The following is a 13,910-nucleotide window of genomic DNA, read 5'->3' on the forward strand; positions in this document are numbered from 1 at the left end:
CTCCCGCAAGCGGACATTTACCGAACCAAGAGTGTTCGCAGCTCCGGCCCCGGCTCCGTCGTTTCAAATTGCAGGCTTACTCACAACGTTGCTAGCGAAGTGTCACTCAGCCTGGCTAATACCGGATTAGCCAGGCGACCATGGTTGCCCGCCGATGGGACCGCACCCCGTCGCGCGCGCCTTTCCGCCGCCCTTGCGGGCGTGGCGCAATGGCAGGTCAGGACCGGACGACCTAGATCGCGCCGCCCTTCAACTGCTTGACCGCGTGATCGGCCGCACGCGCGGTCAGCGCCATGAAGGTCAGCGACGGGTTGACGCACGACACCGACGCCATCTGCGCGCCGTCGGTGACGAACAGGTTCGCCGCGTCGTGCGCCTGGCTCCATTTGTTGAGCACCGCCTCGCGCGGGTCATGGCCCATGCGCGCGCCGCCCATCTCGTGGATGGCGTCGCCCGGCACATGCTCGCCGCGCCAGCTGTGCACGTTGAGCAGGCCCGCCGCGCGCAGCATCCTTTCGCCTTCCGTCCGCGCATCGTCCATCATGCGGATCTCGTTGTCGCGGAAGCGCACGTCGAAGCGCATCAGCGGGACGCCGAACCGGTCGACCTTGTCCGCGTGAAGGCTGACGCGGTTATCCTCATAGGGCAGGCATTCGCCAAACGCGCCCATCGCGAATTTCCACGGGCCATAGTCGCGCATACCCTGCTTCATCGATGCGCCAAAGCCCTTGGGCGGGACCGGCTCGCGCCGCGCGCTGCCCTGATAGCCATAGCCGCGGCGGAAGCCGACGCCTTCCTCGCCGCCGACATTGCGGAAGCGCGGGATGTAGACGCCGCCGGGCCGCCGCCCATATTCGATAAACTCGCTGAACCCGGGAATGTCACCCGCAGCGCCGACGCGAAAGATGTGATCCATCACATAGCGGCCGAGCGTCCCGCTGCTGTCGAAATGGCTCTTGCCGCTGCCCGGCACGCGCGAGTTCATCAGGATCTGGGTGGATGCCATTGCGGACGCGCACAGGAACACCATCCGCGCCGGGATGATCTCGACCTGCTTTGTCTTGGCATCGATCACGCGCACACCGGTGACGCGGCGGCGCGGCGCGTCATATTCAAGGCTGGTGACCACCGAATCCGGGCGCAGCGTCAGCCGTCCGGTGGCGCGGGCCAGCGGCAAGGTCACCGCCTGGGTCGAGAAATACGCGCCGAACGAGCAGCCGCGCCCGCACTGATTGCGAAACTGGCATTTGCTGCGCCCCTGTTCGGGCTTGTCCTCGGTCATGTTGGACAGGCGCGACGGAATGAGCTTTCGCCCGGGCGAGCTCGCTTCGAGCTTTTCCTTGAGCCATTTCTCCGCAACGTTCATCTGCATCGGCGGCTGGAACAGGCTGTCGGGCAGCTGGGGGAGGTTTTCGCGCGATCCGGAGACGCCAACCACCTGCTCGACATAATCGTACCACGGCGCCAGATCGTCATAGCGGATCGGCCAGTCGATCCCGACATTTTCCTTCTTGTTCGCCTCGAAATCTTCCGGGCTCCAGCGGAAGCTCCACCGCCCCCAGATCAGCGACTTGCCGCCGACCGCGCCGGGGCGGATCCAGTAGAATTTGTCACCCTCGCCATAGGCATAGGGGTTCAGTCGATCGTTATTGTAGAATTTCTGGCTGGACGGCGCGATATAGCCGTTCTTGGCGATGAAATAATCGCTATCGATCAACGGTTTGGGCATGATGTCGCGTGCCGGGATCTCGAACGGCGCCTTGCCGTCATAATCGTAATTTTCGCCATGCTCGACCATTACCCCGCGGTCGAGCATGAGGACGCGCAATCCCTTTTCGGTCAGTTCCTTCGCCGCCCATCCGCCGCTCACGCCTGAGCCGATGACGATCGCATCGAACTTGTCGGCCATGCCGATCCCCCCCTAAATCCGGTTACACGCCGATCCGGCGCAGATGGTCGAAACTGGCCTTGATATCGGGCAGATACGGCGCGGGCGCCTGATCATTCTCGACATAAAGATGCTGGACGCCGGCTTGGCTGTTCAGCGCAAAGATGTCGGCGAAATCGATCACCCCCGCCCCCACCCTGACCATCCGGCCGTCGGCGGCGCGATCCTTGACGTGATACGCATAGATGCGACCCGGCAGGCCCTTGATCACCGCCTTCACGTCCTCTCTCGCGGCGACGGCCCAGAACAGGTCGAGCTCGATCTTGACCAAAGCCGGATCGCCGTCCGCGACCAGCAGGTCGAACAGACTGCGCCCGTCAGGGGCCTTCACGGTGAATTCGAAATCGTGATTGTGATAGGCAAAGCCGAGCCCGGCCTGCTTGAGCTGCGCCGCCCAGCGGTTGAAGTCGCCGACCGCGCGCTGAAACACCTGCGGGTCGCGCATCGGCGGGGTCAGCCAGGGCAGGACGATCGTGTCGGCGCCCAGCGTCTTCGCCATCCGGACCACGGCGCCCAGATCAGCGGCCAGCGCCTCATAGCCGACATGGATCGACGGGCATTTCAGGCCGAGCCGGTCCATCGCCTTGCGCAGCGCGGCATGGTCCATCCTGTCATAGCCGCCACCGCCATATTCGACCTCGCGATAGCCGATCGCCGCGACCTTCTCGAGCGTAGCGATCGGATCGGCCGCGAACAGTTCGCGGACGGTATAAAGCTGCAGGCCGATGGATCGCGCCGTTGCGCGGGCCATCAATGGCGCAGCCGCGAAGCCGGTCGCGAGTGCAGCGCCGCCCGCCAGCCATTGGCGTCGGTCGATCATCATGACGAAAATACCTTCGTGCCGGGGGAATAGGGATATGCGCCGTCATAGCGGCCCGGCACCGGCAGATAATCGCGCTCCTGCGTGATGCCGATTTCGGACGTGAAATAGCCGGTGATGACGAGCTGGCGGAACTTGGTGAAGAAGCTCAGGCCGTCGGGGATCTTGTCCTCCATCGCCAGCGTGATCAGCGCGTCCTGCTGCTCGGGTGTGGCGTTGACGGCCGCGATCTGGAAATCGGCCTGGCTGCGCGCTTCGATCGCGTCGAGCCCGGCGACGATGACTTTGCGCTCGTCGGGGACCGCCCAGTCCGCGAGCATCTTTTCGATGAACTCCGGCACGCCCGCAGCAATCGCGCCCGGCGTGTCGGTCGTCGGCATGATGCGGTCGCTGAGCGCGCTCATCAGCGCGCGCTGCTGCGCGGTGAACACCGGGGTGCTGGGCGGGCCATCGCTGATCGGGGTCATCTGCGCCGATGCCGCACGCGCGATCGGTGCGAACACCGCGGTGCCGAACATCGCCGCGATCCCGGCGAGTACGTCGCGTCGGTCGAGTCTCATTTCCCCTCCCCGTGATGGTCGTGGCTCGCCGCAGCTTCGGGGAGCGGGCGCACCCAGATGTTGCGGAACGATACCGGCGAATTGTGATCCTGAAGCTGGATCGGCGCGGCGTCGCCATGCGCCTGATATTTGGCGACTTGCCGCCACACCGTCGTACCGCGCCAGGGCTGGCGGTTCTGCACCAGCACGCCGTTCAGGAAGGCGGTGATATAGGCCGGGCGCAGCAGCTTTCCGTCGGCGGCGAAGCGCGGGCGTTCGAACACGATGTCATAGCTCTGCCATTCGCCGGGCGCGCGCGACGCGTTCACCAGCGGCGGCGTGCTGCCATAGATCGCGCCGACCGTGCCGTCGGCATAGGTCGGGTTGTTGTAGCCGTCGAGGATCTGGATCTCGTAGCGCTGCATGAACCAGATGCCGCTGTTGCCGCGATCCTGAGAACTATGCTCAGGCGGGTTTGGCGAGCGGAATTCGAGGTGCAGCTGGACGTCGCCGAAGCTCTGCTTGCTGATCAGCGCATTCTCGCCCCCGCCGCCGGCGCGCGGACGCGAGGTGACGGCACCATCGGCAACCGTCCACGGCGTGTGCTGCGGCTGCCACGCTTCGAGCGAGCTGCCGTTGAATAGCACGACCGCGTCGGACGGCGCGCCGCCGGGCTGAGCGGCGGGGGTCACGATAGTGGGATGCGGACGATCCGCGTCATGCACTTTCCAGCTGGTGCCGGGGATCACGGGGGTGTCGCGGAAGCCCGGCTTTTCCTGCGCGGGCGCCGAGCCGCTCGCTGCAGCCAATGCCAGCGCCGCGATGGGCAGAGTCAGTTTCACGCGCTTCCCCTTCATGCCGCGTCGATCGCGCGATAGGCGGCGAGCAGGCGCTCCTCGCCCGCACGCCCTTCGACCGAATTGCCGTGCTCCATGCCGATCACGCCCCCGAACGTTTTCGCGCGCAGCCAGCGGACGATGTTGGCATAGTTGATCTCGCCGGTGCCCGGCTCCTTGCGGCCCGGATTGTCGCCGAACTGGAGATAGGCGATCTCGCTCCAGCAGCTGTCCAGCGTGCGGATCAGATGCCCTGCCTGGATCTGTTCGTGATAGAGGTCGGCGAGGATCTTTACCGCCGGACTGTCGACCCCGCGCGCGAGGGCATAGCCCTGCGGCACGGTTTGCAGGAACATGCCGGGATGATCGACCAGGGTGTTGAGCGGCTCCATCACCATCACCAGCCCATGCGGGGCGACGATGTCGGCGGCGCGGCGCATCGTGTCGATTACCCGGCCCGTCTGGATGTCGACCGGCACGCGACGGTCGAGAAAACCGGGGACCACGGTCATCCACTTGGCATTGAGGCGCTTGGCGACGTCGATCGACGCCCGGATATCGGCAAGAAACAGGTCACGGTCGCCATCGCCATCGGCGCCGAGCACGGGTCGCGACTGCGCCCATTTGGGCATCGACGCGACGAACACGCCCATCGTCATGCCGCGCTGCTGCAGCGCCCGCGCCATCGCCACTTGCTCCTCGACCGGCCGACCGGCGGCCTCATTATCCTCCCAGGCGGTGAAGCCCTGATCGGCGGCATAGGCGATCTGCTCGAGGCGGTTGCCCCGGCTGGCGAAGCTGCCCTCATGCGGCGCGAAGCCGAGCGAGAAGCGCGGTGCGTTCGATTGCATCGCGGCGCTCGGCATTGCCGCAGCGCCCGCCGTAGCGGCACCGGCGGCAAGGATGGAGCGCCGCGAGACCCTCACGCCGCTTCGCCCGCCAGCTGCGCGCGGGATCGGCCGCGCTCCCGCAGCCAGATGAAGCCGAACACAACCAGCAGGACCGCAGGCATGATCGCCAGCTTCTGGAACGAGACCGACGCCGCAGCATCCTCGACCGCCAGCTTGGCCGCGCCGGTCAGCGCGGCGAACGCCTCCGGCCCGCCCGCAAATTCGATCTTGGCCTGATCGAACATCGCGCCGAGCTGCGGCAGCACGAAGAAGCTGGCGAGCGCGCCCGCCGATCCGACCAGCCCCATCGCCCACGCCCCGCCGCGCGGATAGCGCTCGGCGACCGAGGCAAGCATCGTCGGCCACATCACGCACACGCCCAGGCCCCAGACGGTCGAGGCGATGATCGCGGCAACCGGCGTCTGTGCCTGCGACAGCATGAACAACCCGATCCCGGCGAGCAGGCTCGACACCCACAGCAGACCGGGGTTGGAAATCTTGTTGGCCAGCCGCCCCGCGAAATGGCGGAACACGAACATCAGCGCGTTGACGTACACCAGCAGCAGGATGCCGCGCATCCCAACGCGGTTGGACAGCGCGACGTCGATCCACTGGCCGGGCGCCAGTTCGGAGGCAGCGGTCAGGAACATCGCGCCGAACCAGATGAAGAAGCTGGGGCGGCGGAACACCTCGCCGATCATCTGGCCAAAGCTCACGCCGCTCTCGCTGCGCAGCGGCGGCGGGAAGCTGGTGGTCGCAGCGAGCAGGATCGTCGCGACTGCGGGCACCATCACGAGCGCCATGATCCCCTGCCACGGCAAGGTTGCCGACAGGAAGAACCCGGCAAGGCCGCCGATGATGATGCCGCCGGGGAACCAGGCGTGGAGCACGTTGAGCCGGTGGGTCGCGTCATCGGGATACAGCTGCGTCGTCAGCGGGTTGATCGCCGCCTCGGTCAGGCCCCAGCCGATCCCGCTCAGCAGCATACCGACCCACACGATCGTGTAGATGGTCATCCCACTCGCGATCTGGCCCGCCGTGACGATCAGCAGCGGCCCGGCGAAGAAGCACAGGCCCGCCGCGACCAGACACCGCTTCATGCCGATCTGGTCAAGAAATGCGCTGGCGACAAACAACGTGATCGCGAAGCTGAGGAACGCGGCACCGAGCGCGGCGGCGATCAGCTCACCCGCCTGCAACGGCGCGATCGGATCGATCCATTCGGCCTTCAATCCGCTCGCGATCGCCCCGCGGATCGCCAGCCCCGCCGCCGCGGTGAACAAAGCGAGGATGCCCAGCCAGAACAGCCGCCCCTTGTGATATGTCTCGGCCATCGCCGCCCTCCCCCTTTCAGTTTCTATTTCAGACCCAGCATCGCGCGGTTGAGTGCTGGGTTGCTGCCCCCGGCGAAATCGTCGAATGCCTTGTCGGCCTTGCGGATCATGTGCGCGGCGATGAACGGCGCGCCCTCGCGCGCGCCGTCCTCGGGATGCTTCAGGCAGCATTCCCATTCAAGCACGGCCCAGCCGGAATATCCGTACTGGGTGAGCTTCGAGAAGATGCCGCCGAAATCGACCTGCCCATCGCCGAGCGAACGGAAGCGGCCGGGGCGATCCACCCAATCCTGAAACCCGCCATAGACGCCCGAGCGCCCGTTCGGATTGAGCTCGGCATCCTTGACGTGGAACATCCGGATGCGCTCGTGATAGATGTCGATGAAGCTCAGATAATCGAGCGCCTGCAGCACATAATGGCTGGGGTCGTAGAGGATGTTGGCGCGCGGATGACTGTCCACGCCCGCCAGGAACCGCTCGAACGTGACGCCGTCATGCAGGTCTTCGCCCGGATGGATTTCGTAGGCAACATCGACGCCCTGTTCATCGAACGCGTCGAGGATCGGGCGCCAGCGCTTTGCCAGTTCGCCGAACGCTTCCTCAACCAGCCCCGCCGGCCGCTGCGGCCAGGGATAGAGATAGGGCCAGGCGAGCGCCCCGGAAAAGGTCGCATGCGCGTTGAGCCCCAGCCGCCGGCTCGCCTTGGCCGCCAGATGGAGTTGCTCGACCGCCCAGGCCTGACGCTCGGCCGGTTTGCCCTTCAGCCCATTGGGCGCAAACGCGTCGAACGCCACGTCATAGGCCGGGTGCACCGCGACGAGCTGGCCCTGCAGATGCGTCGATAGCTCGGTGATCTCGACCCCCGCCTCGCGGCAGATGCCGGCCAGTTCGTCGCAATAATCCTGGCTCTCTGCCGCCAGCGCCAAGTCGATGCAGCGGCTGTCCCAGGTCGGAATCTGCACCCCGACATAGCCAGCGTCCGCCATCCAGCGCGCGGCCGAGGGCAGCGTATCAAAAGGTGCCGCGTCGCCCATGAACTGTGCGAGGAAGACCGCCGGACCCTTCATGCTACCCCTCCGCAGACCAGAGCTATTTCGTTTCGGCTTTCAGATACGCGATCAGCGCGGCCCGGCGTGCCGGATCGGGCACCTTCACCACCATGCGCGTCCCCGGCACGACCTTGGTTGGCGCGGCGAGATACGCGTCGAGCGTCTTTGCATCCCACACGATGCCGGACGCCTTGAGCGCGGGGCTATAGGCAAACCCCGGCGCGGTCCCGGCCTTGCGGCCGAACAGCTTGTTGAGATTGGGACCCATCACGCTTTTCCCGCCTGCAGGCAGCGTATGGCACGCGCGACACGCGGCGAATGCCTGCGCGCCCGGATCCTGGGTCTGGCGTGCATCGACATCGGGCGTTCCCGCCGTTAGCGCTACCACACCGAGGAGCGATGCCACGAAGGGCAATGCGATGAGTGCTTTCACAATCCCCTCCGACTGTGCCAACCTTCGGGCTGACATCGTTGACAGCATCTAAGCGGATGGCGGCGCGGAACGCAACCCTGCCGGACCGGGCCGAGCGGAATTAGATAATTAGGAGAGGCGCAATGGAGACGGGCGGACATCAACGCATTCGCTATGGCATGGTCGGTGGCGGCGAAGGTGCGTTCATCGGCGCGGTGCATCGCATGGCGGCGGCACTGGATGGCGACTATGCGCTGGTGTGCGGGGCGTTCAGCAGCGACGCAGAGCGCAGTCGACGCAGCGGTGCAGCGCTCGGCCTCGATCCGGCGCGCAGCTATCCCACGCTCGACGCGATGCTCGCGGGCGAACGCGCACTGCCCGAGGGTGAGCGGATGCAGCTCGTGTCGATCGTCACACCCAACCATCTCCATGCCCCGGCGGCGATCGCGGCGCTCGACGCCGGATTCCATGTCATGTCGGACAAGCCGATGGCGCTGAACGTGGCCGAATCGCGCGCAATTGCGGCGGCGGTGGAGCGTAGCGGTCGGCTCTATGGGCTGACCTTTACCTATAGCGGTTATCCGCTGGTCGAAGAGGCCCGCGTGCGCGTGGCGCGCGGCGATTTCGGCACGATCCGGCTGGTACAGGTCGAATATTCGCAGGGCTGGCTGAGCGGGCCGCTGGATCGCGAAGGCAACAAGCAAGCGGAGTGGCGCACCGATCCCGCCCGTGCCGGGCTTGGCGGGTGTCTGGGCGACATCGGCACCCATGCTTTCCATCTGGCCGAGCATGTCTCGGGCCTCGCGGTGGAGGAACTCAGCGCCGATCTGACGACGCATGTCCCCGACCGCCGGCTCGACGACGATGTCGCCGCGCTGCTGCGGCTGGAGGGCGGCGCGCGCGGCGTGCTCAAGGCCAGCCAGGTCGCGGCGGGCGACGAGAATGGCCTGCGCCTGCGCATTCACGGCGAGCACGGAGGACTGGACTGGTCGCAGATGGAGCCCAACACGCTCACGCTGCGCTGGCTCGATCGCCCCGCCGAGATCGTCCGTGCGGGCGGCCCGGGCCTCGCCCCCTCGACCCAGGCGATGCTGCGCACGCCGGCGGGGCATCCCGAGGGCTATATCGAGGCCTTCGCCAATCTGTATCGCAGCTTCGGGCGGGCGGTCCGTGGTGGAGCGCCGGACGGATTCCCGGGTGTCGGCGACGGCCTGCGCACCATGACCTTCGTCGAAGCCATGATCGAGAACAGCGTCGGCGCAGAGAAGTGGACGCGTTTGGCAAAGTGGGGAGCGTAACCGTGGGATCGAAGGCTCCGATCGTGGCACTTGCCCTGCTGTGTGGGGCGTGCGTCCAGACGCCTGCGCCCGCAAGCGCGCCCGACATGACCTCGCTCGACCGGGCCCGCGCCGTCAGCGCCGGCCGCGTCGCCATGCCGCAGCGATTGCGGCTGGTCGATCTGCCAACCCCGACCGGTCCGGCCCGCAACCTGTTCAACGGCCGCGATCTTGGCGATTGGGACAGCTGGCTTGGCTACCCCGATCCCGCCGTCACCTATCGCGATGATCCCGGCCAGTCGCCGATCGGCACCGCCCGCGACCGCAGCGGCGATTTCGCGGTGCGGATGATCGACGGCGCACCGGCAATCTGGATCAAGGGCGAAACCTGGGGCAGCCTGGTCCATCGCGAAGACCTGCGCGACTATCATCTGCGCCTTGAGTTCAGATGGGGCGAGAAGACTTACGCACCGCGCGAAACGCTGCCGCAGAACAATGGGCTTCTGTATCATACGCATGGAGCGCCTGGTGCCGTATTCGGCACATGGTCCCCCTCGATGGAGTTTGAGATCATGCGCGGCTCGACCGGGATGCTCGTCGCCGTCGGCCGGAATGTCCGGGGTCGCACCACCGTCGCCCATGACGCGCGGTTGATCGAACCGCATTTGCGCTTTCAGCTTGGCGGGCAGGAAGTGGATATGGTCAACGGCACCCCCACCTGGAATGTCGAGGCGGCGCGAGATGCGGAACGGCCTGTGCGACAGTGGAACACGCTCGACCTATACGTCCTCGGCGACCGCGCGGTGCATGTCGTGAACGGCGTCCCGGTGGCACAGGTGCGAGACATGGCCGTGATCGCGCCAGACGGCACGCGCCGGCCGCTGACACATGGCCGCATTCAGCTCCAGTCCGAAGGCGCCGAGACCTGGTTCCGCAACATCACGATCGAACCGATCGCCAGCATGCCGCGGATCGTTGCCGAATAGCAGCGCCGGGCGCGGGAGGGGCGATCTTCTAAGCGCGGCTGCCCCGATACGGAGCGACGCACAGCGGGAATGAAGCGATCCCCCTCCAAAAACGGCATGGGCAGCCTCAGCGTCGCCGTTGCCGGGAGCAGACTGTCAGCCGCCGGCCCATCCGCCGCGTCGACCGACCGGCAACGCTGCCTGCGCAAACAGGGTTGCGCCCCTGGCCAACATGTGGATAGAGGCTGTCCTGCACGGAGCCACAACAGAGCCGCAGCGCGAAGCGACGGTGACATTAAGGCTCCGAGACTGCGGGTGTAGCTCAATGGTAGAGCAGGAGCTTCCCAAGCATTCTGCACAGCTGCGCAAGCATTCTCATAGCTTCTCAAAATGCAAGTAAGTCAAAAACTTACGTGCATTTGACCTTCTCATCTGGCACATTCTTTCTCGCTCCTACGCCTCACATTGCGGAGACAAATCGGAGACAGAACGTGCCAAATCTTCATCTGACGGACTTGTCGGTCAAGGCGCTCAAAGGGTCGGATACGAACACTACCTTTTGGGACACGACGACGCCCGGTTTCGGCGTCCGGGTCGGCAAGCGATCAAAGACATGGACTGTGATGCGCGGGCGCACCCGTGAGCGCATCTCGATCGGCAAGTATGGCGACATGTCGCTCGCGGACGCGCGAGCGGAAGCGAAGCGGCTCCTTGCCGCCCCCACAAGCGATTCCAAGCCTGCCAGCAAGACGATCCGGGACGCCCGCGACGAATTCCTCACCCACCACTACGACCCCGCCTCAACGAGTAGCTGGGCGCACAAGGTCGAACTCATCCTCAAAAAGCACTTGAGGAGCATCGAGCACAAGCAGGTCGCGGAGATCACTGACGGCGACATCCGTCGCGTGCTCGACAAACTCGCATCGACGCCGAGCATGCAGCTTCACGTCTATCGGGTGGCGCGGACCTTCTTCACGTGGTGCACCCGCTCCCCGCACCGCTACATTCAGCGCTCGCCGATGGAGGGGTACGCCCCGCCCGGCAAGGATCGCAAAGGTACGCGCGTCCTGACCGATGACGAACTGAGGTCCGTCTGGAACGCCGCAGGAAGCAGCTCACGCCTCGTTATTCGCCTTATGATCCTCTGGGGAACTCGCAACGAGGAAACGTGCGTCCTCCGCCGTGATTGGGTGTCAGACGACGTACTCACCATTCCCGGCGCGCACACCAAGAATGGGCGCGATCATGGCATTCCGCTCTTGCCGCTTGCGCAATCCGTGCTCGCCGAACGCCCCTACGATGGCGACTTCTATTTCCCCGGTCGCCACACGAATAAAAAGGCGCTCAACCCGTCGAGCCTTAACCGCATACTGGACGAGATACAGGAAGAGACGAAAACCAGCGGTTGGACGCTGCGCGATATCCGCCGCACCTTCCGCTCGAACATGGCCCGGCTGCGCGTTCCGCGCGAAGTGTGCGAAGTCCTCATCAACCACGCGCCGCCCGTCCTCGACGAGATATACGATCGGTATGACCGCCTGGACGAAAAGCGGGACGCGCTGGCGCGATACGAGGAATTCATTGCTCGGCTCGTGTCTGTGTAGCTGGGTCGGAGGCTCCGGGCCGCTCAAGTTTTCCACAGGCGCGCGGTCTGCCTTCAGGGTACGCTGAACGCAAGAACGCGATCAGCGTCGGCTCTACATCACTCGCTCCCGTGGCTTGGGGAGCGCCTGGACTGGCCGGGCGCTCCCGAATGTCACGGGAGTCAATCATGGACGAGAAGGCAAAGCGCGAGGCGATCAGACAGCTAAATGATCGGTTTCGTATGAGCGGTCCCATGGCCGGGAATTGGCTGGTTACGGCGGGCGTTCAAAGCCTTGGAGAGGCGGCAGTCGTGCTGGCGATCCAACTGACGACGCAGTTTGACGCCTTCACACCGTACAACGATCCATACGGCGAACACGACTTCGGATCATTCACGCTGGCTGGCCATAAGCTCTACTGGAAGATCGACTATTACGACCTGCGATTAAAGTTCGGCTCGCCTGATCCCGCGAACGAACAGCTTACCCGCCGGGTGATGACAATTTTGCTGGCCTCAGAATATTGAGGCCAGCTTTTCTATTGGTTGCAGCCTCTCGTCCACGCCAACAACTTCGTGGTACATTCCGCGTGCTTAGGCGCAAACCTGAGCGTCGCGACGCTCCCATACGGGAGTTAGCGACAATGAGACTGCTATCGAAGAAGGACGTTCGCGACCGGGTTCTCTACAGCCCCGCGCACATCGCCCGCCTTGAAGCTGCCGGACAATTCCCCAAGCGGGTGCGTCTTGGTGTCGGACGGGTCGGGTGGGTGGAAACGGAAATAGAGGACTGGCTTCGCGAACGCATCGCCCGACGCGAGGCATCCGGCTCCTGACGGAGCTACTTAGGGTCGGCGGGATGACCGCCGACCCTTTTTCAAATCAATATTTGCCTTGCTCGACAGGTACGCCGCCAAACCCATTCCCGACGAGCATGCCGTTAGAGGCGATGAAGCACGAACCGTTGTTGCTTTGCTTCCAGGCGATGATCAGTTGCGGCGCACTGTCAGCGTTCGGGATGGCACCGAGAAACGGACCCTGCGAAATATCGCCTGCCCATCCCGCCTTGAGCGCCAGCTTCTTCGCTTTTTCGAAGAAGCCATTCACTTCCGCCTCAAACTCATCGGCATCTTCAAATTCCATCGCGAAATCGCGTGCTTGGAACTTTCTAAGATCGACCATTCCAGACCAGTAATCGATTGGTCCGGTTGTCCACAGGTTCACGAAACCGTTCTTTGCCATGTTCAATCCTAAGTGTTGATAGCCGTAGGTACGCCCAGGCTAACATCATGCGCCAAATGTGCAGCAGACCTTGAAGGACCTCATCGCGCATCGTTCGTACACACAAAATCTAATTCTCGCCCCTCCGATTCGGCCCCGGCTTTTGCTTGGCCAGGGTGAGCCCGGTGCAGTGTTCCTGATCGGCGATCCAGTCCACGTCACCGAGCGGGCGACCGGTACGGAGATGCGCCTCGATTGCTTCGATGACGGCTTGCGCTTTGGGGCTAGCGTCGGACAGGTCAACGCCGTGCTGCCAATAGCTGCGCCAAGTGCGGATATGCGCCGACAGAGCGCGCAGGTCGGTCCGCGGGTCGTCGGCCTAGCGCTTGCCCGCCAGGTGGCTGCGCGCGCTCGACCACAGCCATTGATCGGGGCCGTTCGACCATCCCCGCCGCAACCGGGTTGTTTCGACATAGCGGATCGCCGCCACCAGATACGCGTCGTCCATCGGATAGCTGGCAAAACGCCCCTGAAACAGGAAGCCGCGCCAGCCTTCGCGGAAATTGACCATGCGAGTGTAACGCCGGTGCGCCTCGCCCAGCATAGCACGCAGCCCGTCGCTACTGGAGGGAACGAGAATGAGGTGGACGTGATTGTCCATCAGGCACCAGGCGAGACATCGCGTCCCGCTGGCGCGCGCGCCCTTTGCAATCAGATCGAGATAGGCGCGGCGGTCGTCGTCATCGAAAAAACACCGGCAGGCGGCGATTGCCGCGCTGGGTGGCGTGGTGCGCAATGCCGGGGAGGACGAGACGAGCGAGACGGACCATGGGCCGAGGGTATCACAGTTGCGGATGGCAATTTGGCATTGTGCCCCGGAATTCCCGATGCGATCGCCATATCCGGGTCTCGAACTGAGGACAATTAGGTATTGTGTCCCCGGAACTTGCCCGGAATTCCACGGTGAATTCCGTTTTACCTCCGAACTTCTGGGTTTTCAGGTATGGCCCGAGGTATTGATGGCTTCCTTATTGTCT

Annotated in this window: 15 protein-coding genes; 5 read left to right on the forward strand and 10 right to left on the reverse strand. The window is 64.6% G+C overall.

Features of this window, described 5'->3' with window-relative positions; genetic code table 11:
* Positions 1-232 precede the first annotated feature (232 nt).
* The 8 genes from ACO05N_RS18720 to ACO05N_RS18755 are packed head-to-tail and all read right to left on the reverse strand — an operon-like array spanning position 233 to position 7,849.
* Entirely contained in the window at positions 233-1,909 is a 1,677-nt protein-coding gene (locus tag ACO05N_RS18720; RefSeq protein ID WP_422058486.1) for a GMC family oxidoreductase, read from the reverse strand.
* A gap of 22 nt (positions 1,910-1,931) precedes the next feature.
* Complete coding sequence (locus ACO05N_RS18725; protein WP_422058487.1) at positions 1,932-2,771, reverse strand: sugar phosphate isomerase/epimerase family protein; 840 nt, start codon at positions 2,769-2,771, stop codon at positions 1,932-1,934.
* Complete coding sequence (locus tag ACO05N_RS18730; RefSeq protein ID WP_422058488.1) at positions 2,768-3,328, reverse strand: gluconate 2-dehydrogenase subunit 3 family protein; 561 nt, start codon at positions 3,326-3,328, stop codon at positions 2,768-2,770. The genes ACO05N_RS18725 and ACO05N_RS18730 overlap by 4 nt, the downstream gene beginning before the upstream one ends.
* A complete protein-coding gene (locus tag ACO05N_RS18735; RefSeq protein WP_422058489.1) occupies positions 3,325-4,149 on the reverse strand; it encodes a 3-keto-disaccharide hydrolase in 825 nt (274 codons plus the stop codon). The genes ACO05N_RS18730 and ACO05N_RS18735 overlap by 4 nt, the downstream gene beginning before the upstream one ends.
* Before the next feature lie 11 nt (positions 4,150-4,160).
* A complete protein-coding gene (locus ACO05N_RS18740; protein ID WP_422058490.1) occupies positions 4,161-5,009 on the reverse strand; it encodes a hydroxypyruvate isomerase family protein in 849 nt (282 codons plus the stop codon).
* Positions 5,010-5,065: 56 nt separating this feature from the next.
* On the reverse strand, positions 5,066-6,367 hold the full coding sequence (locus tag ACO05N_RS18745; RefSeq protein ID WP_422058491.1) for an MFS transporter: 1,302 nt from the start codon (positions 6,365-6,367) through the stop codon (positions 5,066-5,068).
* Between the two features lie 23 nt (positions 6,368-6,390).
* Positions 6,391-7,434 carry a sugar phosphate isomerase/epimerase family protein gene (locus ACO05N_RS18750; RefSeq protein ID WP_422058492.1) on the reverse strand — a complete coding sequence of 348 codons (1,044 nt, stop codon included), beginning with the start codon at positions 7,432-7,434 and terminating at the stop codon, positions 6,391-6,393.
* A gap of 22 nt (positions 7,435-7,456) precedes the next feature.
* Positions 7,457-7,849, reverse strand: a complete 393-nt coding sequence (locus ACO05N_RS18755; RefSeq protein ID WP_422058493.1) for a c-type cytochrome — start codon at positions 7,847-7,849, stop codon at positions 7,457-7,459.
* A 122-nt stretch (positions 7,850-7,971) separates the two neighbouring features.
* On the opposite strand from ACO05N_RS18755, the gene ACO05N_RS18760 reads away from it, so the two are divergent.
* The 5 genes from ACO05N_RS18760 (at position 7,972) to ACO05N_RS18780 (ending at position 12,488) form a co-directional block, all read left to right on the forward strand.
* Positions 7,972-9,126, forward strand: a complete 1,155-nt coding sequence (locus tag ACO05N_RS18760) for a Gfo/Idh/MocA family protein (protein ID WP_422058494.1) — start codon at positions 7,972-7,974, stop codon at positions 9,124-9,126.
* Positions 9,127-9,149: 23 nt separating this feature from the next.
* A complete protein-coding gene (locus tag ACO05N_RS18765) occupies positions 9,150-10,091 on the forward strand; it encodes a 3-keto-disaccharide hydrolase (RefSeq protein ID WP_422058495.1) in 942 nt (313 codons plus the stop codon).
* A 470-nt stretch (positions 10,092-10,561) separates the two neighbouring features.
* Entirely contained in the window at positions 10,562-11,674 is a 1,113-nt protein-coding gene (locus tag ACO05N_RS18770; protein ID WP_422058496.1) for an integrase arm-type DNA-binding domain-containing protein, read from the forward strand.
* A 167-nt stretch (positions 11,675-11,841) separates the two neighbouring features.
* Positions 11,842-12,180: a DUF3768 domain-containing protein gene (locus tag ACO05N_RS18775; protein WP_422058497.1), complete on the forward strand. Its 339-nt coding sequence runs from the start codon at positions 11,842-11,844 to the stop codon at positions 12,178-12,180.
* A 116-nt stretch (positions 12,181-12,296) separates the two neighbouring features.
* On the forward strand, positions 12,297-12,488 hold the full coding sequence (locus ACO05N_RS18780) for a helix-turn-helix transcriptional regulator (protein WP_422058498.1): 192 nt from the start codon (positions 12,297-12,299) through the stop codon (positions 12,486-12,488).
* 46 nt (positions 12,489-12,534) lie between these two features.
* Here the strand turns inward: ACO05N_RS18780 and ACO05N_RS18785 are convergent, their stop codons facing one another.
* Together ACO05N_RS18785 and ACO05N_RS18790 are read right to left on the reverse strand one after the other, a co-directional pair.
* Positions 12,535-12,894, reverse strand: a complete 360-nt coding sequence (locus tag ACO05N_RS18785; RefSeq protein ID WP_422058499.1) for a hypothetical protein — start codon at positions 12,892-12,894, stop codon at positions 12,535-12,537.
* 358 nt (positions 12,895-13,252) lie between these two features.
* Positions 13,253-13,669, reverse strand: coding sequence for a transposase (locus ACO05N_RS18790; protein WP_422058500.1), 417 nt, complete (start codon positions 13,667-13,669; stop codon positions 13,253-13,255).
* Positions 13,670-13,910 lie beyond the last annotated feature (241 nt).

It is taken from the genome of Sphingomonas sp., from assembly GCF_965227385.1.
Lineage (GTDB): Bacteria > Pseudomonadota > Alphaproteobacteria > Sphingomonadales > Sphingomonadaceae > Sphingomonas.

Bases quoted from the DNA above. Each gene is read 5' to 3' on its own strand.
- ACO05N_RS18720 (WP_422058486.1), bottom strand. From the start codon at position 1,909: ATGGCCGACAAGTTCGATGCGATCGTCATCGGCTCAGGCGTGAGCGGC.
- ACO05N_RS18725 (WP_422058487.1), bottom strand. From the start codon at position 2,771: ATGATGATCGACCGACGCCAATGGCTGGCGGGCGGCGCTGCACTCGCG.
- ACO05N_RS18730 (WP_422058488.1), bottom strand. From the start codon at position 3,328: ATGAGACTCGACCGACGCGACGTACTCGCCGGGATCGCGGCGATGTTC.
- ACO05N_RS18740 (WP_422058490.1), bottom strand. From the start codon at position 5,009: ATGCCGAGCGCCGCGATGCAATCGAACGCACCGCGCTTCTCGCTCGGC.
- ACO05N_RS18745 (WP_422058491.1), bottom strand. From the start codon at position 6,367: ATGGCCGAGACATATCACAAGGGGCGGCTGTTCTGGCTGGGCATCCTC.
- ACO05N_RS18750 (WP_422058492.1), bottom strand. From the start codon at position 7,434: ATGAAGGGTCCGGCGGTCTTCCTCGCACAGTTCATGGGCGACGCGGCA.
- ACO05N_RS18760 (WP_422058494.1), top strand. From the start codon at position 7,972: ATGGAGACGGGCGGACATCAACGCATTCGCTATGGCATGGTCGGTGGC.
- ACO05N_RS18775 (WP_422058497.1), top strand. From the start codon at position 11,842: ATGGACGAGAAGGCAAAGCGCGAGGCGATCAGACAGCTAAATGATCGG.
- ACO05N_RS18780 (WP_422058498.1), top strand. From the start codon at position 12,297: ATGAGACTGCTATCGAAGAAGGACGTTCGCGACCGGGTTCTCTACAGC.
- ACO05N_RS18785 (WP_422058499.1), bottom strand. From the start codon at position 12,894: ATGGCAAAGAACGGTTTCGTGAACCTGTGGACAACCGGACCAATCGAT.